Annotated in this window: 18 protein-coding genes; 14 read left to right on the top strand and 4 right to left on the bottom strand. The window is 73.2% G+C overall.

What is annotated here, in order from left to right:
- Positions 1-134 precede the first annotated feature (134 nt).
- The 3 genes from J2S41_RS23710 to J2S41_RS23700 are packed head-to-tail and all read left to right on the top strand — an operon-like array spanning position 135 to position 2,317.
- A complete protein-coding gene (locus J2S41_RS23710) occupies positions 135-1,013 on the top strand; it encodes a hypothetical protein (protein WP_310370607.1) in 879 nt (292 codons plus the stop codon).
- The gene (locus J2S41_RS23705; protein ID WP_310370606.1) at positions 1,014-1,649 is read left to right on the top strand and encodes a SigE family RNA polymerase sigma factor; all 636 of its coding nucleotides are present in this window, start codon (positions 1,014-1,016) and stop codon (positions 1,647-1,649) included.
- Positions 1,650-1,666: 17 nt separating this feature from the next.
- Complete coding sequence (locus tag J2S41_RS23700) at positions 1,667-2,317, top strand: acVLRF1 family peptidyl-tRNA hydrolase (RefSeq protein WP_310370605.1); 651 nt, start codon at positions 1,667-1,669, stop codon at positions 2,315-2,317.
- A gap of 10 nt (positions 2,318-2,327) precedes the next feature.
- Here J2S41_RS23700 and ypfJ read toward each other — a convergent pair whose 3' ends face one another.
- The gene (gene ypfJ, locus J2S41_RS23695; RefSeq protein ID WP_310370604.1) at positions 2,328-3,251 is read right to left on the bottom strand and encodes a KPN_02809 family neutral zinc metallopeptidase; all 924 of its coding nucleotides are present in this window, start codon (positions 3,249-3,251) and stop codon (positions 2,328-2,330) included.
- A 182-nt stretch (positions 3,252-3,433) separates the two neighbouring features.
- Between ypfJ and J2S41_RS23690 the strand changes: the two genes are divergently transcribed.
- The 4 genes from J2S41_RS23690 (at position 3,434) to J2S41_RS23675 (ending at position 8,806) form a co-directional block, all read left to right on the top strand.
- Entirely contained in the window at positions 3,434-5,032 is a 1,599-nt protein-coding gene (locus tag J2S41_RS23690) for an ABC-F family ATP-binding cassette domain-containing protein (protein WP_310370601.1), read from the top strand.
- Between the two features lie 371 nt (positions 5,033-5,403).
- A complete protein-coding gene (locus J2S41_RS23685; RefSeq protein WP_306827061.1) occupies positions 5,404-5,631 on the top strand; it encodes a helix-turn-helix domain-containing protein in 228 nt (75 codons plus the stop codon).
- 46 nt (positions 5,632-5,677) lie between these two features.
- Positions 5,678-6,433, top strand: coding sequence for an enoyl-CoA hydratase/isomerase family protein (locus J2S41_RS23680; RefSeq protein ID WP_310370595.1), 756 nt, complete (start codon positions 5,678-5,680; stop codon positions 6,431-6,433).
- Between the two features lie 480 nt (positions 6,434-6,913).
- Positions 6,914-8,806 (top strand): ABC transporter ATP-binding protein, encoded by a 1,893-nt coding sequence (locus J2S41_RS23675; protein ID WP_445343931.1) that lies wholly within the window; start codon positions 6,914-6,916, stop codon positions 8,804-8,806.
- Between the two features lie 23 nt (positions 8,807-8,829).
- On the opposite strand, the gene J2S41_RS23670 is transcribed toward J2S41_RS23675, so the two are convergent.
- Genes J2S41_RS23670 through J2S41_RS23660 form a run of 3 tightly spaced genes read right to left on the bottom strand, consistent with a single transcriptional unit; the run spans position 8,830 to position 10,623 of the window.
- Complete coding sequence (locus tag J2S41_RS23670) at positions 8,830-9,309, bottom strand: MarR family winged helix-turn-helix transcriptional regulator (RefSeq protein ID WP_310370593.1); 480 nt, start codon at positions 9,307-9,309, stop codon at positions 8,830-8,832.
- Between the two features lie 10 nt (positions 9,310-9,319).
- A complete protein-coding gene (gene mug, locus J2S41_RS23665) occupies positions 9,320-9,862 on the bottom strand; it encodes a G/U mismatch-specific DNA glycosylase (RefSeq protein WP_310370592.1) in 543 nt (180 codons plus the stop codon).
- Complete coding sequence (locus tag J2S41_RS23660) at positions 9,862-10,623, bottom strand: SDR family oxidoreductase (protein WP_310370591.1); 762 nt, start codon at positions 10,621-10,623, stop codon at positions 9,862-9,864. Before J2S41_RS23660 ends, mug begins: the two co-directional genes overlap by 1 nt.
- A gap of 82 nt (positions 10,624-10,705) precedes the next feature.
- Between J2S41_RS23660 and J2S41_RS23655 the strand changes: the two genes are divergently transcribed.
- The 7 genes from J2S41_RS23655 (at position 10,706) to J2S41_RS23625 (ending at position 15,566) form a co-directional block, all read left to right on the top strand.
- Positions 10,706-11,278, top strand: coding sequence for a TetR/AcrR family transcriptional regulator (locus J2S41_RS23655; RefSeq protein ID WP_310370589.1), 573 nt, complete (start codon positions 10,706-10,708; stop codon positions 11,276-11,278).
- 54 nt (positions 11,279-11,332) lie between these two features.
- Positions 11,333-12,262 (top strand): TIGR04222 domain-containing membrane protein, encoded by a 930-nt coding sequence (locus J2S41_RS23650; protein ID WP_310370587.1) that lies wholly within the window; start codon positions 11,333-11,335, stop codon positions 12,260-12,262.
- On the top strand, positions 12,259-13,086 hold the full coding sequence (locus J2S41_RS23645; RefSeq protein ID WP_310370585.1) for an MbnB/TglH/ChrH family RiPP precursor modification enzyme: 828 nt from the start codon (positions 12,259-12,261) through the stop codon (positions 13,084-13,086). The genes J2S41_RS23650 and J2S41_RS23645 overlap by 4 nt, the downstream gene beginning before the upstream one ends.
- Positions 13,083-13,511 carry an SCO6045 C-terminal-like domain-containing protein gene (locus J2S41_RS23640; protein WP_310370583.1) on the top strand — a complete coding sequence of 143 codons (429 nt, stop codon included), beginning with the start codon at positions 13,083-13,085 and terminating at the stop codon, positions 13,509-13,511. The genes J2S41_RS23645 and J2S41_RS23640 overlap by 4 nt, the downstream gene beginning before the upstream one ends.
- Before the next feature lie 75 nt (positions 13,512-13,586).
- Positions 13,587-14,249: an HAD family hydrolase gene (locus tag J2S41_RS23635; RefSeq protein WP_310370581.1), complete on the top strand. Its 663-nt coding sequence runs from the start codon at positions 13,587-13,589 to the stop codon at positions 14,247-14,249.
- Positions 14,250-14,405: 156 nt separating this feature from the next.
- Positions 14,406-15,311: a serine protein kinase RIO gene (locus tag J2S41_RS23630; protein ID WP_310370579.1), complete on the top strand. Its 906-nt coding sequence runs from the start codon at positions 14,406-14,408 to the stop codon at positions 15,309-15,311.
- Between the two features lie 9 nt (positions 15,312-15,320).
- Positions 15,321-15,566, top strand: a complete 246-nt coding sequence (locus J2S41_RS23625) for a DUF2630 family protein (RefSeq protein ID WP_310370577.1) — start codon at positions 15,321-15,323, stop codon at positions 15,564-15,566.
- Positions 15,567-15,670 lie beyond the last annotated feature (104 nt).

Raw genomic sequence — 15,670 nt, 5'->3', positions numbered from 1 at the left:
CCTGACCGGCTCGAGCCGCGTCTTCATGGCGTCGGCCCGGAAGAGGGAACACCGCTGTGACTCATGAACTACGCCGGCTCCTCGAGGAGGAGCTCGCAGGCGAGACGCCGCCACCACTCGGAGACGTGGTGCGGGTGTCCGTCGACTCGGGGCGACGCGTCCGCCGCCGGCGCCGGTGGTTCGCCGGTGCCGGCGGCGGCACCGCGGCCGCCGTGCTCGCCGTCGTCGGGCTGTTCGCGCTGGGCTCGCCGTCCACCCCATCCGGGACGCCCACCGAGACTCCCACGCCGGCGATGAACGTGGCCGCGCCGTCCGACCCGGTGCCGTCGGTCGCGCCGTCGTACCGGTGCGTCCCGCCCAGCGCGAGCCCCGCCACCAGCGACGACGGCGGGGAGCCCAGCGAGTCCCGCCCGGCCACGGCGGCGGAGTGCCCCGGCCTCCTGGACGACCTCGACCTGTCCGTCCCGCCGGTGAGCCCGAGCCAGGCGGACCTCGCGCCGGCCACCGCCGGGGCCGTGCTCCAACTGCTCACCGAGCTGGTTCCGGAGGGCCGGACCGGCGGGTGGGCCTACCAGCCGATCCTCGACGCCGAGGACGGCGGCGCCTACGTCCAGCTCTACCTCGACCGGGGCCTCGGCTTCGGCATGCTGCGCCTCTACGTCGGCGCGACCGAGCCGGTGACGGACGGCTTCGACGAGAAGATCTGCCAGGACGCGATGTCCTGCGCCTACCTGACCGGCACCGGCCTGCTGGTGGTGGAGGACAGTGCCGACGATTGCACGCGCCGGCAGGTCGTCTCGCTGTATCGGGCGGACGGCGTGCAGGTGCGGCTCCAGCTCGCGGACTGCCTCATGTTCAACGGCCGGGAGCACCCGCCCGGCGAGGTCGCGCTGTCGCTCCAGGAAGCGGTGACCGTGGTGGTGAACCCGGTATGGAGCACGCGGGTGCCGCTTGAGGTGGTCAAGACGGGCGATCGCACCTTCGAGAAGCTGACCCCGATTGTTGGAGGCTGAGTGACCACCGTTCCCGGCAACTACGCCCTGGCGGCGCCGGCCGTGGCCCCCTCCGCCCCGCCCCAGCCGCCGTCGGAGTCCGGCACGCGGCGCCTGCTGCGCACCGGGCGGGCGCGCGCCGCCCGCCAGGACCAGGAGGACGAGTACGTCGAGTTCGCCCAGGCGATGGCGGAGCGGCTGCGGCGTACCGCGTTCCTGATGTGCCGCGACTGGCACCTGGCGCAGGACCTCACCCAGATAACGCTCACCAAGATGTACGTGTCCTGGAAGCGCCTGCACGGCACCGTCAACGTGGAAGCGTACAGCCACAAGGTCCTGATGAACGCCCTCTTCGACCACCGGCGCAAGGGCAACCGCGAGTTCATCGGCATCGCGTCCGGCGACCAGCTGGACTCACCGGCCCCGGAGGCCGGTCCGGAGCTGCGGATGACGCTGCTGGAGGCGCTCGGCACGCTGCCCGAGCGGGACCGCGCGATCGTGGTGCTGCGCTACTGGGAGGACCACAGCGTGGAGACGGTCGCCGAGGTGATGGGCGTCTCCACCACGGTGGTGAAGTCGCAGAGCAAGCGCTGCCTGGAGCGGCTGCGCCGGCTGCTCGGCGACCACCGCGCGCTGCTGCTGGAGGAGACCGACTAGCGCACTACGCTGTGGGCATGCGTGCGCGACCCGCCGCGGGCGGCGGCCGCCAGGTCGAGGTGGTCCCCGGCCGCCTGACCCGCTGGCTCGACAACTTCACGGCCCGGCACGGGCGACCCCACCGGACCATGCGGGGGTACGCGGTACGCCTGGAGGCCCCGGACGGCGCGGTCGCGGAACTGCACCCGCCGCCGGGCGCGCCGCTCACCGCGGACCCGGACGCGTTCCTCGCCGCCGCGGTCGCACCCCGCCCGCTCGGCCTGCTGCTGGCGCGGAGATCGGCGGTCGCGGTCGGCTACGCGGTCGGCGACGACCTGCGCGAGTCGAAGGTCGACCGCAGCTACGTGCAGTCGCGGACCGCGGCCGGCGGCTGGTCGCAGCAGCGCTTCGCCCGGCGGCGGGACAACCAGGCCAAGGCCGCGGCCGGCGGCGCCGCCGACATCGCGGTCCGCCTGCTGCTGCCCCGCGCGCGGGAGCTGACCACGCTGGTCACCGGCGGCGACCGGGCCGCCGTGGACGCGATCCTGGCCGACCGCCGCCTCGCGCCGCTGCTGGAGCTGCGCGCGGAACGGTTCCTGGACGTGCCCGAGCCCCGTCAGGCGGTCCTGTCGGACGCGCTGCCCGAGGCCCGGGCCGTCACCGTCGTCGTGCACGATCCGCCGCCCTGACCGGCGAGGCTCAGAGCGTGCCGCCGAACGTGTCGCAGGACTTCGGGTCGCCGCTGTCGTAGCCGGTGCGGAACCATTTCTGCCGGTCCGCGGAGGAGCCGTGGGTGAACGCCTCCTCGTCGACCGGGTTGCCGGACCGCTGCTGGAGCGTGTCGTCACCGATCGCGGCCGCGGTGTCCAGGCCCTCCTGGATGTCCTGCTGGGTGATGCTGGTGAAGATCTTCTGGCCGCTCTCGTCGTCGGTGCCGGTCGCGTTCTTCGCCCAGGCGCCGGCGTAGCAGTCGGCCTGCAGCTCCAGCGCCACGGATAGCTGGTTCGCCGCGCCCGGGTCGCGCTCCTGCGCCCGGCGCATCTGCGCCTCGGTGCCGAGCAGGTCCTGCACGTGGTGGCCGTACTCGTGGGCCAGCACGTACGGCTGCGCGAACTCGCCCGGCGCGCCGAGCTGGTCCGCGAGCTGCCGGTAGAACGTGAGGTCGATGTACACCAGGTCGTCGGCCGGGCAGTAGAACGGGCCGACGCCGGAGTCCGCGTTGCCGCAGCCCGTGCTCACGGCCTGGCTGAAGAAGACGGTGTCCGACTCCGCGTACTGCTCGCCGAAGTGCTGCGGCAGCGCGTCCTTCCAGTAGTCCTGGATCGAGTTGACGTAGAGCGCGTTGCGGCACTCCAGCTGCTGGAGCCGGTCGTCCGCGCCGCACTCCTGGGCCAGCGACTCGCCGGAGCCGGAGCCGGCGCCGGAACCGTCGCCGTTCATCGCGTTCAGGCCGAGCCCGCCGCCGAGCAGCGACACCAGCAGGAAGACCGCCAGGCCGATCCACGCGCCCTTGCCGCCGCCGATCGGGATCGGGATGCCCGACAGCCCGCCACCGCCGCCGCCGCTGCCGCGCCGGTCGGTGATCTGGTCGGTGTCGATCCGTGCGTTCTCGTTGAGCTCCATCTGACGGCTCCAACTCGTCGATGCGGGGTCCCTCCCACGTACCCGTTGATCTTGGAAATCAATCCGGCGGAGGGGCCGTCGCGCGATCGGTACACTGAAGGTTGGTGCTCCGCCGCGTGCGGAGCTTCTCTCTGTGCCGGGGATCGTCCGGCCCGGGTCTCATCGAGAGCGAGTCACACCGCATGATCACCGCCACCGGCCTGGAGCTGCGCGCCGGAGCCCGAATCCTGCTGTCCGAGGCGAACCTGCGGATCCAGCCCGGCGACCGGATCGGCCTGGTCGGCCGCAACGGCGCGGGCAAGACCACCACGCTCAAGGTGCTGGCCGGCGAGGGCCAGCCGTACGCGGGGCACGTCGAGCGCCGCGGCGAGGCCGGCTATCTGCCGCAGGACCCGCGCACCGGCGACCTGGGCGTGACCGCGCGCGACCGGGTGCTCTCCGCCCGTGGCCTGGACGCGCTGCTCCGCGAGATGAACGAGTTGCAGGAGAAGCTGGCGGAGAGCGCCGACGATCGCCTGGTCCGGCGGTACGGCACGCTGGAGGACCGGTTCGCCGCGCTCGGTGGTTACGCGGCCGAGGCCGAGGCCGCCAGGATCTGTTCGAACCTGGGCCTGGAGGACCGCATCCTGGCGCAGACCATCGGCACGCTCTCCGGCGGTCAGCGCCGCCGGATCGAGCTGGCCCGGATCCTCTTCCGGGACGCCGGCGACAGCGGCATCCTGCTGCTCGACGAGCCCACCAACCACCTGGACGCGGACTCGATCACCTGGCTCAAGAGCTTCCTCTCCGCGCACAAGGGCGGGCTGGTGGTGATCTCCCACGACGGCGCGCTGCTGGAGGCCGTGGTCAACAAGGTGTGGTACCTGGACGCCACCCGGTCCGTGGTCGACCAGTACAACCTGGGCTGGAAGGCGTACCTGGAGCAGCGCGAGACGGACGAGCGCCGCCGCAGGCGCGAGCGCGCCAACGCGGAGAAGAAGGCCGGTGCCCTGATGGCGCAGGCCGACAAGATGCGTGCCAAGGCCACCAAGACCGTCGCCGCGCAGAACATGGCGAAGCGCGCGGAGAAGCTGCTGGCCGGGCTGGAGGACGAGCGCACCGCGGACCGGGTGGCGAAGGTGCGCTTCCCCGCGCCCGCGCCCTGCGGCAAGACGCCGCTGACCGCGACCGGGCTCTCCAAGTCGTACGGCTCGCTGGAGATCTTCACGGACGTCAGCGTGGCGGTCGACCGCGGCTCCCGGGTCGCGATCCTGGGGCTGAACGGCGCCGGCAAGACCACGCTGCTGCGCATGCTGGGCGGGCTGCTGGCGCCGGACACCGGGTCGGTGAACCCGGGGCACGGGCTGCGCCTGGGCTACTACGCGCAGGAACACGAGACGCTGGACGTGGACCGCACGATCCTGGAGCACATGCGCAGCGCCGCGCCCGACCAGTCCGACACCGACCTGCGGAAGATCCTGGGCGCGTTCCTGTTCAGCGGCGACGACGTGAACAAGCCGGCCGGCGTGCTGTCCGGTGGCGAGAAGACCCGGCTCGCGCTCTCCACGCTGGTCTGCTCCGGCGCGAACGTGCTGCTCCTCGACGAGCCGACGAACAACCTCGACCCGGCCAGCCGCGAGCAGGTGCTGGACGCGATCGCCAACTACCCGGGCGCGATCGTGCTGGTGACCCACGACCCGGGCGCGGTGCTGGCGCTCAAGCCGGACCGGGCGATCCTTCTCCCGGACGGTGACGAGGACGCGTGGAGCGACGACCTGCTGGAGCTGGTCGAGCTCGCCTGAGCCGCAGCTAATCCCACGTTTCTCTGATCCCGCGTGTGGAATTGGCGCCGAAAATTTCAGTGACGGTAGGTATTGACGGCTTCTCTTGTCGGCGGCGACACGGGAGTGTGAAAATCTTGGCACACTCCGTACCGCCCGCGATGTACGGCCGACGATGCCGCACCGCGCAGGCGGCGCCAAGAATGCGCAGGTACAAGCCGATAGGCGGGTAACGAGCCGGCCCACGAAGCGACTCGGCCGCCGTGAGCACGGCCCGACAGTGGCATGCGTGTCGGTTGGCGAACGAATGGTGTCTGGCGCATGATCGTTCGAGGCGGTCTAATAGGTGGGACCGCACTCGAACCGCACAGTCTGGGACGTGAGGATTCAACATGGCAGCCACTGGCACAGCCACCAGCACTGAGAAAGGTCGTCGAATTGTCGGGCAGGAGCGTCAGACGCTCGCCAAGGACCTCGTAAAGCGGTATACCTCAGGGGAAAGTATCCGCGCCTTGGCCGCCTCGACGGGCCGTTCCTACGGTTTCGTGCACCGGGTTCTGACCGAAAGCGGCGTGCAACTGCGCCAGCGCGGCGGCGCGCGGCGTCGCAAGAAGGCGTGAGGCCGGTAATCGCCGGCAAACAGTACGCGCGTCCGGGATCCCCCCGATGAATTCAGATAGTGGCGTGCGACTTGAATGCGACGGGCCGGTCGCGACGGTGACGTTGTGCCGGCCCGACGTGCTCAATGCACAGACTCCGGATATGTGGCGGGCGCTTCGCAATTTCGCCGGGGAACTCACCGGCGACGTCCGCGTCGTTGTCGTGCGGGGCGAGGGGCGCGCCTTTTCCGCCGGCCTCGACCGCGCCGTGCTCGGCGGCGGCGACTTCACCGACCTCGCCGCGCTCCCCGACGACCGCGCCGCCGACCGCATCCTGGGCTTCCAGGAGGCGTTCACCTGGCTGCGCCGACCGGATCTGATCACCATCGCGGCCGTCCAGGGCTACGCGATCGGCGCCGGCTTCCAGCTCGCGCTCGGCTGCGACCTGCGCATCCTCGCCGACGACGCGAAGCTCGCCATGGCCGAGGTCACGCTCGGGCTCGTCCCCGACCTCGGCGGCACCAAACGCCTCGTCGAGCTCATCGGCTACGCCCGCGCGCTCGAACTGTGCGTGACCGGCCGCCGCGTCGCCGCCGACGAGGCCGCCACCATGGGCCTCGCCAACCTGGTCGTCCCCGCCGCCGACCTTCCCTCCGCCACCGCCGACCTGGTCGCCGCCGTCCTCTCCGGCAACCGCGACGCCGTCATCGAGATCAAGGCCCTGCTCGCCACCGCCGCCGACCGCACCTACCCCGACGCCGACCGCGCCGAACGCGAGGCCCAGGTGCGGCGCGCCAAGACCCTCTTCGGCACCGGCGACTAGCGCCCTCACGACGAAGACCCCGGACCCTGTCTTCCCGCTTCCGGCGTGGTGTGGCCCGCAAGCTCCCGCGGGCACCGGTCGTCGCCGGCGCTCGTCCCTGCCGGTCCCGCACCTGGCCGCGGCACACCCCACGCGGCTCCCGCACCCGCCGCGATCCCGGCATCTCGGCGCCCGGCGGCGCCGCCATCGACCTTCGGCAGGCGGCGCGGCCGGCTGCTCCCGCGCGATCTCCGGCCACGCCGGGAGCGGCTCCGGCGCCGCGGGCGGAGCGGAGCCCGGGCGAGGTTCGCCCGCGGGAGCATGCGGGCCGCGACCAGACCGGAAGCGGGAAGATCGGCTCCTGGATCCGCCGATTGTCGCGGCGGGTCCGGCCCAGTCGGCGCGGGCCGGTGACGATCCGCCGCGTGCGCCCGGCGCCGGGGCCGCGGCCTGCGGGTTCGGGGTGGGGCAGGGGTTAGGGTTGCCGGCGAGATGAACAACATGCGGGGAATGCCGGGCGGGCCAGGGAGCATGGGCGGCTGGTCGACGCTGCGCGCGCTCAACAATGAGAAGAAACTCGAAGGGCGCAAGGTCGACTGGAGGGTCACCCGGCGGGTGGTGCGTTTCGCGTACCCGTACCGGCGGGATATCGGGATCTTCCTGGTGGCCGTGGTGATCTCGGCGGTGCTCGGCGTGGCCACGCCCGTGCTGGCGGGCGACGTGGTCAACGAGATCACCCGGGGTGGTCCCGAGGCGGCCCGCACGATCGTCTGGATCGCGCTGGCGATCGCCGGCATCGCGCTCGCGGACTCGCTGCTCTCGCTCGGCCAGCGCTGGTACTCCGCGCGCGTCGGCGAGAGCATCATCCTGGACCTGCGCACCCGCGTCTTCGACCACGTGCAGCGGCAGCCGCTGGCGTTCTTCACCCGCACGCAGACCGGCGCGCTGGTCAGCCGGCTCAACAACGACGTGATTGGCGCGCAGCAGGCGTTCACGTCCACGCTCTCCGGCGTGGTCAGCAACGCCATCCAGCTGGCGCTGACCGCGGGCGTCATGTTCACGCTGTCCTGGCAGATCACGCTGCTCTCGCTGGTCATGCTGCCGCTGTTCATCCTGCCGGCGCGCCGGGTCGGGCGCCGTCTCGCCGAGATCACCCGCGAGTCGTACGAGCTGTCCGCGTCGATGCAGGCCACCATGGTCGAGCGGTTCGGCGTCGCGGGCGCGCTGCTGGTCAAGCTGTTCGGCTCGCCCGCCGACGAGGCGGCCAAGTTCGAGGTCAAGGCCCGGCGGGTACGGGACATCGGCGTCCGGCAGGCGATCTACTCGCGCACCTTCTTCGTGGCGATGCTGCTGGTGGCGTCGCTGGCGCAGGCGCTCACCTACGGCCTCGGCGGCTGGCTGGCCGTGCGCGGCGCGGTCAGCGCGGGCACGGTGGTCACGCTCGCGCTGCTGCTCACCCGCCTCTACGGGCCGCTCACCGCGCTGTCCAACGTGCGGGTCGACGTGATGAGCGCGCTCGTGTCGTTCGAGCGGGTCTTCGAGGTCCTGGACCTGACGCCCGCGATCGCGGAGCGCCCCGGCGCGGTCGGCCTTCCCCGCGAGCACGCCCGGATCGTCTTCGACGACGTCACGTTCCGGTACCCGACCGCGGCCGAGACGTCGCTGGCCTCGCTGGAGGACGTGGCCGCGCTGGACCGTACCGCGGGCGAGCCGGTGCTGCGCGACGTGTCGTTCACGGTCGAGCCGGGCACCATGGTCGCGCTGGTCGGCCCGTCCGGCGCCGGCAAGTCGACCACGGCCATGCTGCTGTCCCGCGTCTACGACGTCACGTCCGGCGCGGTCACCGTCGGCGGCGTCGACGTCCGCGACGCCCGGCTCGCCTCGCTGCGGGACACGGTCGGCGTGGTCACCCAGGACGCGCACCTGTTCCACGAGACGATCGCGGAGAACCTGCGCTACGCCCGCCGTACCGCCACCGACGACGAGCTGTGGGCGGCGCTGGACGCGGCCCAGGTCGGCGACGTGGTCCGCGAGCTGCCGGACGGGCTGGACACCGTGGTGGGGGAGCGCGGCTACCGCTTCTCCGGCGGCGAGAAGCAGCGCATCGCCATCGCGCGCCTGCTGCTCAAGGCCCCGGCGATCGTGGTGCTCGACGAGGCCACCGCCCACCTCGACTCGGAGAGCGAGGCCGCGGTCCAGTCCGCGCTGACCGCCGCGCTCTCCGGCCGTACCGCGCTGGTCATCGCGCACCGCCTGTCCACGATCCGCGCGGCCGACCAGATCCTCGTCATGGACCACGGCCGCATCGTCGAGCGCGGCACCCACGACTCCCTCCTCGCCGCGGACGGCCTCTACGCCGACCTCTACCGGACCCAGTTCGCCACGGCCCGGTGACGTCGTGGCCCCGCGGGCGGGCGTCAGGCGGAGTCGGGGAGGTCGCGGGAGAGCCAGCCGGGGGCGTCGAAGCGGGTGGGGACGGTGCCGACCAGGGTGGCGAGGTGCTTCTCCAGGGACTCCAGCTCGGTGGCGCCGACCCGGGCGGCCCAGTCGGCGCGGAGGCGGTCGAAGATGGCCTCGCCGGTCTGCATGACCTCGAAGCCGAGCGGCGTGACCCGCAGCCGCTTGCGGCGGGCGTCGGTCGGGTCGGGCTCGCGGGTGACGTAGCCCCGATCCTGCAGCACGCCGATGGTCTTGGCGGCGGACTGCTTCGTGACGGAGAGGTGGCGGCCCAGCTCGGACGCGCTGTCGGCGCCGGCCACGATCGCGCGCATGGCGAAGTCGTGCACCGGGCGGTAGTCCTCGAAGCCGCGCCGGGCCAGCTCGGCGGTGGCGGCGTCGGCGAGCGTGCGGAACCCGCCGAGCAGGAGGAGCGCGAGGTCGGCACCGGAGCGGGACATGCGGAACAGGCTATCCCCGCGCGGCGGCGGCCAGGCGCGCGAACTCCTCGATCAGCCGTGGCAGCTGGTAGGACGCGTTGAGCCCGCTCGGGTTCGGCAGGATCCAGACGCCGGACGCGCCCAGCCGGTCCGGCTGCGGGCCGATCGCGGCCTTCGGGCGGGCGAACGCGGCCCGGTAGGCGCCGATGCCCAGCACGGCCAGCCACGCCGGCCGGTACTCCGCGACCTTCGCGCTCAGCGCGGCGCCGCCGGCCGACAGCTCCGCCGGGGTCAGCTCGTCCGCGCGGGCCGAGGCACGCGGCACGATGTTCGTGATCCCCAGTCCGTACCCCGGAAGCTGGTCCTGCTCCGCGGGGGTGAACAGCCGGGGCGTGAAGCCGGCGCCGTGCAGCGCCGGCCAGAACCGGTTGCCGGGCCGCGCGAAGTGGTGACCGGTCGCGGCCGAGTAGAGCCCGGGGTTGATGCCGCAGAACAGCACGCGCAGCCCGGGCGCGATCACGTCCGGGATGACGTTGTCGGCCGCGGCCTCCAGCTCCGCCCTGGTGAAGGGCATCAGAGGGTACGCATGGCGCCGCCGTCGACGGGCAGCGCGACGCCGGTCAGGTAGCTCGCGGCGGGGGAGAGCACGAACGCGGCGACGCGCGCGAACTCCGCGGGCTCGCCGACGCGGCGCAGCGGGATTCGCGCGGCGGCGTCGGCGGCGGCCCGCTCCGCGTCGCCGGTGGCCTCGAACAGCTCGTGCAGCCGGCCGGTGAGGACCCGGCCGGGCAGCAGGCTCAGCACGCGGATGCCGCGCGGGCCGAGCTCGTCGGCCAGCTCCTTGGCCACCATGGACAGGCCGGGGCGCAGCCCGTTGGAGATGCCGAGGTCGACGATCGGCGACTTCGCGGAGCTGGACGCGACCAGCGCGAGGGCGCCGCCCTCGGAGAGCGCGGCGGCGATCACCCGGGCCGTGCGCACCGCGCCCAGGAACACGCTCTCGAACGACTGGCGCCACTGCTCGTCCGTCACCTGGAGCGTCGAGCCGTGCGGCGGGCCGCCGACCGAGATCAGCGCGCCGTCGATCCGGCCGAACCGGGCGGTGGCCGCGTCGACCAGGCGCCGCGCCGTGTCCGGGTCGGCGAGGTCGGCGGCCACGCCGTGCGCGTGATCATCGCCACCCAGCCGGTCCACGGCATCGGCGACCGCGTCCGCGTCCCGCGCGGAGATCACCACGCGTGCGCCCTCCGCGACCAGCGCGGACGCGGTGGCGAAGCCCAGGCCGCGGGAGGCGCCGGTGAGTACGTAGACACGACCGTCCAGACCCAGATCCATGCGTGACATCCTACGCACGCGCGAGTTACAAGCCGTACGTACGGATTGCAGAATTACTGCGCAGCGTGACACGATCGTTCGCGTGCCAAGGGTAAGCCAGGACCAGCTCGACGCGCGCCGCCAGGAGATACTCTCGGCCGCGCGAGCCTGCTTCGCCCGGCACGGGTACGAGGGCGCCACCGTGCGTCGCCTGGAGGAGGCCACCGGCCTGTCCCGCGGCGCGATCTTCCACCACTTCCGGGACAAGGACTCGCTGTTCCTCGCGGTCGCGGAGGACGACGCCGCCGCCATGGTCAGCACGGTCGCGGAGAACGGCCTGGTCCAGGTGATGCGCGACCTGCTGGCGCGCGCCGGGTCGCCGGACACGGCGGGCTGGCTGGGCAGCCAGCTGGAGGTCTCGCGGCGGCTGCGCACGGACCCGGACTTCGCGTCCCGGTGGGCGCAGCGGCAGGCCGCGATCGAGGAGGCCACCCGCACCCGGCTCGGCCGGCTGCGCGACGCCGGGAAGCTGCGCGACGACGTGCCGCTGGACGTGCTGGCCGAGTTCCTGGAGCTGGCCTACGACGGGCTGGTGCTGCACCTGGCGATGGGCCGCCCGGCCGGTTCGCTGAGCCGGGTGCTGGACGTGGTGGAGGAAGCGGTCCGCCGTCCCTGATCATGGCCCGTTCCGGGGAGTCCCGCGCTGGCGGCGGTGGCGCACAATGACGACATGATCGCGCAATCGGCATCGGGCGCCACCTGGGGAATCCCGGGCCCGACCTTCCTCGCGCTGTACCTCGGTGCGGCCGTCGTCGCACTCGTCATCGTCCTGGTCCGCCGCAGCGGGCTGGCCGCCGGCCGGCAGCTCCCCGGCGCGGACCGGCTCACCTCGCAGCAGGCCGCCTACCTCACCGGCGGGCCCGAACTCGCCGTCTACTCCTCGGTCGCGGCGCTGCGCGCGGCCGGTGTGATCGACATCAGCCCGGGCCGGATCACGACGCCGTCCGCGCCGCTCCCGCCGGGCGCGCCGGCCCTGGACGCCGCCGTCTACCACGGCCTGCGGAGCACCCGGTCGGTGCGCGCGGTGAAGACCGAGCCGGGCGTGACCAACGAGCTGGACCGGCTGCGGTCCGAGCTGGAACGGCTCGGGCTCGCGCTCACCGAGGAGGACCGCCGCGCCTACCGCGGCAGCACGTGGCTGCTCGCCGCGCTGGTCGCACTGGGCGCGGTGCGCATCGTGTCCGGCCTGGTCAACGGCGCGCCGGTCGGGTACCTGGTGCTGATCGTGATCGCGCTCGGCATCACCACGCTGGTCCTGCGCGGCCGTACGCCGTGGATGACCCGGGCCGGCCGGCGGGTGCTGGAGGGGCTGCGGACGCGCTACCAGTACCTGTCGCCGGCACAGTCGCCGGCCTGGGGCACCTACGGCGCGACCGGCCTGGCGATGGGCGTGGCGCTCTGGGGCACCGCGTCGCTCTACACGTACGACGCCGCGTTCGCGGCCGAGGCGGAGATCCAGCGGCAGACCGCGTCGGCCGCGTCCGGCGGCGGGTGGTCCGGCGATGCCGGCTCGTCCTGGGGCGGCTCGGACGGCGGCGGCGGTGGCTCCGACGGCGGCGGTGGTGGCGGCTGCGGCGGTGGCGGAGGCTGCGGCGGATGACCGTCCCGGCCTTCCACGGTGTCGGCATCGGCTGGCGCCCGGAGATCGCCGGGTACGTCGGCGGGCTGCCCGGCCTCCGGTTCACCGAGGTGATCGCGGAGACCGTGCCGGTCACCGGCCCGCTCCCGCCCGGCCTGGCCGAGCTGCGGGAGCGCGGGGTGACCGTGGTGCCGCACGGCGTCCGGCTGTCGCTGGGCGGCGCCACCCCGGTCGAGCCGGACCGGGTCGCGCAGTTCGCGGCCGCGGCCGAGGCGCTGGACGCGCCGCTGGTCAGCGAGCACATCGCGTTCGTCCGGGCCGGGGGCGTGGAGGCGGGCCACCTGCTGCCGCTGCCGCGCACCCGGGAGGCGGTCGACGCGGTGGTGGCCAACGTCAGGCGGGTGCGCGCGGCCGTGTCGGTGCCGATCGCGCTGGAGCCGATCGCGGCGATCTTCGACTGGCCGGACGAGGAGCTGTCCGAGGCGGAGTTCATCACCGAGATCGTCGAGCGGTCCGGCGCGCTGCTGCTGCTGGACGTCGCGAACGTGTACGCGAACGCGCGCAACCGCGGCACCGACCCGGTGGACCTGCTGGACCGGCTGCCGCTGGAGCGGATCGCGTACTGCCACGTGGCCGGCGGCGACGACCTGGACGGGATCTACCACGACACGCACACGGCCGCGACGCCGCAGCCGGTGCTCGACCTGATCGGCGAGCTGACCGCGCGCTGCCGGCCACCGGCGCTGATGCTGGAGCGCGACGGCCACTACCCGCCGGCGGCGGAGCTCACCGCGGAGCTGTCCGCCATCGCGGCCGCGGCCGGCTACCCGGACCCGACCAGGTGAGCGGGGACCTGGCGGCGCGGCAGGAGGCGCTGGTGGCGGCGCTGACCGGCGGCGCGCCGATCCCGGACGGGTTCGACGCGCGGCTGGTCGGCGTGGCCCGGCAGGCGCTGCTGCGCAAGCGGGCCGGGGTGGCGGCCCGGCACTGGCCGATGCTGGCCGCCGGCTACGGGACCGGCTGGACCGGCGCGTTCGCGGCCTGGGCGGCGCGGCGGCCGACCGCGGGCGGGCTGCGCGACGGCTGGGACTTCGCCCGCGCGTGCGGCACGCGGGGCCCGGCGGCCGAGGAGGAGCTGGCCCGGCGCGAGGCGGCCTGGGTCTACGACGGCGGGAGCGAGCCCCGGCCACGCCGGTTTCCGGCCGTCCGGCGTACCGCCGAGGTATTGATCGTGCAGGTCGCGGGCCGGACGTTCACCCGTCGTCGCTAGCCCGGACTTGCTTTATACGTCTTGTTTACATGGTGGGACTGGTCGGCTCCCAGGCTGCTCAACTAGTGTGCGCGAGTGCCCCTCATGTTGCTGGCGCTCGACAACACCCTCCTCGACCGAGAGGCGGCGTTCCGTGCCTGGGGTGCGAAATTCCTCGCCGAGATAGGCGCGCCGCCGGAGGATCTGGAGTGGCTGGTCTCGATCGACGCGGACGGCCTGACCTCGCGGTGGGACCTGGCCGACTCGATCCAGGCGCGGTACCGGCTGCGCGCCTCCGCCGTGGACCTGGTGGACGAGCTCGACCTTGGGCTGGTCGAGCACACCCGGCTGGACCCGCTGGTGGCGTGCGCCCTGCGGATCGCGGACGACGCCGGCTGGATGCCGGTGGTGGTGAGCAACGGCCCGGCGTACCGGCAGGAGAGCATCATCCGCCGCACCGGCCTGGACCACTACGTCGCGGACTGGGTGATCTCCGAGGCCGCCGGCGTCAGTAAGCCGAACCCCCGGATCTTCACGCTGGCGGCCGAGCGCGTGCGCATGCACCTGCGCGGCGCCTGGATCGTCGGCGACAGCCCGGAGGCGGACATCGGCGCCGCCGCCGCGATGGGCCTGCCCAGCGTGTGGCTGCACCGGGGGCGGCAGTGGATGGAGTCGCGGTTCGAGCCGACCACGTCCGCCGGGTCGCTGATCCAGGGCCTGTCCGCGGTGCTCGCGGGCGGCCGGGTGGTGCATCCGTAAATCGCTTGCGCGGCCCGGCCGGGTTCGCGATAGTGGTCGCGCGACAGACCGGCGCTTCCGCGCTCGGCGAGACAAGGAGGAGGTGCGAGTAATGGCTGTCATGGTCACGAGCTTCGCCATGCCTTCCTTCCTTTTCTCGTCCGAGGAGACGCTGAAGTGTTCGATAGTTCCCGTCCGCGCGGCCGTCGCCGGTTCGACGACGACGAGCCCCACGATCTGAAGTTCCGCGGCGCCCGCCGGCAGGCGGTCGCCGAGCCCGACCAGCCCGACGAGGGCGACCGCTGGTCCACCTGGGAGGCGGCCGAGCACGGCCCCGATCCGATCCCCGAGTGGGTGGTCACCGAGCACGCCGCCGTCGACGACGAGCTCGGCATCCTCAAGACCGGAAAAGAAGCCGACGTCCATCTGGTACGCCGCGGCGTCCCCGGCACGGACCGGTCCGTGCTGCTCGCCGTCAAGCGCTACCGGGACGCCGACCACCGCCTGTTCCACCGCGACGCCGGCTACCTGGAGGGACGCCGGGTGCGCCGCTCCCGCGAGATGCGCGCGATGGAGAACCGCACCAGCTTCGGCCGCCAGGTGATCGCCGGTCAGTGGGCGGCCGCGGAGTTCGCCGCGCTGTCCCGGCTCTGGCACATCGGCCGGACCATGGGCGGCATCCACGTGCCGTACCCGGTGCAGTTGCTCGGCACCGAACTGATGCTGGAGTTCCTCGGCGACGACGACGGCCGGGCCGCACCGCGCCTGGCCCAGGCCCGCCCCGACCCGGACGCGCTGCTGGACCTGTGGCGGCAAGCGGTCGAGGCGCTGACCGTGCTGGCCCGGTGCGGGCTCGCGCACGGCGACCTGTCGCCCTACAACATCCTGGTGCACGACGGCCGGCTGGTCCTGATCGACCTGCCGCAGATCGTGGACGTGATCGCCAACCCGCAGGGCCGCGACTTCCTGGCCCGCGACGTGCGGGTGGTCGCGGCCTGGTTCGCGTCCCGCGGCCTGCCCGCGGAACTCGCCGATCCGGAGCCGTTGATCACCACGCTGCTCGCCGAGGCGAACCTGCGGTAGAAACGACACATGGAAGACACCACGATCCTGAGTCAGATCAACAGCCTGGTCGACGAGGAGCACAAGCTCCGCGAGCAGCTCGCCGCCGGTGAGATCACCGCCGGTGAGGAGCACGACCGCCTCCGCGCCGTCGAGGAGTCCCTCGACCAGTGCTGGGACCTGCTGCGCCGCCGCCGGGCCGCCCGCGAGTTCGGGCAGGACCCGGACGCGCAGGAGGCCCACTCGAAGCAGGAGGTCGAGAACTACCTGCAGTAAACGCGGTCAATCGCATGATCGAGGTGTCCCGCGAGTCGGCCTGACGACTCGCGGGACACTCGATCATGGTCCGTGTCCGGCCGCATCCCGGCGCCCTGGATCAT

Origin of the sequence: Catenuloplanes atrovinosus (genome assembly GCF_031458235.1) — a bacterium.
Classification (GTDB): domain Bacteria; phylum Actinomycetota; class Actinomycetes; order Mycobacteriales; family Micromonosporaceae; genus Catenuloplanes; species Catenuloplanes atrovinosus.
The sequence above is the reverse complement of the archived record's forward strand: the minus strand, read 5'-3'. Positions and strand labels throughout refer to the sequence as shown.

Excerpts from the sequence above, each read along its gene's own strand:
- J2S41_RS23660 (WP_310370591.1), bottom strand. The coding sequence starts at position 10,623 with ATGGATCTGGGTCTGGACGGTCGTGTCTACGTACTCACCGGCGCCTCC.
- J2S41_RS23690 (WP_310370601.1), top strand. The coding sequence starts at position 3,434 with ATGATCACCGCCACCGGCCTGGAGCTGCGCGCCGGAGCCCGAATCCTG.
- J2S41_RS23670 (WP_310370593.1), bottom strand. The coding sequence starts at position 9,309 with ATGTCCCGCTCCGGTGCCGACCTCGCGCTCCTCCTGCTCGGCGGGTTC.
- J2S41_RS23650 (WP_310370587.1), top strand. The coding sequence starts at position 11,333 with ATGATCGCGCAATCGGCATCGGGCGCCACCTGGGGAATCCCGGGCCCG.
- J2S41_RS23675 (WP_445343931.1), top strand. The coding sequence starts at position 6,914 with ATGCGGGGAATGCCGGGCGGGCCAGGGAGCATGGGCGGCTGGTCGACG.
- mug (WP_310370592.1), bottom strand. The coding sequence starts at position 9,862 with ATGCCCTTCACCAGGGCGGAGCTGGAGGCCGCGGCCGACAACGTCATC.
- J2S41_RS23700 (WP_310370605.1), top strand. The coding sequence starts at position 1,667 with ATGCGTGCGCGACCCGCCGCGGGCGGCGGCCGCCAGGTCGAGGTGGTC.
- J2S41_RS23680 (WP_310370595.1), top strand. The coding sequence starts at position 5,678 with ATGAATTCAGATAGTGGCGTGCGACTTGAATGCGACGGGCCGGTCGCG.
- ypfJ (WP_310370604.1), bottom strand. The coding sequence starts at position 3,251 with ATGGAGCTCAACGAGAACGCACGGATCGACACCGACCAGATCACCGAC.
- J2S41_RS23645 (WP_310370585.1), top strand. The coding sequence starts at position 12,259 with ATGACCGTCCCGGCCTTCCACGGTGTCGGCATCGGCTGGCGCCCGGAG.
- J2S41_RS23625 (WP_310370577.1), top strand. The coding sequence starts at position 15,321 with ATGGAAGACACCACGATCCTGAGTCAGATCAACAGCCTGGTCGACGAG.
- J2S41_RS23685 (WP_306827061.1), top strand. The coding sequence starts at position 5,404 with ATGGCAGCCACTGGCACAGCCACCAGCACTGAGAAAGGTCGTCGAATT.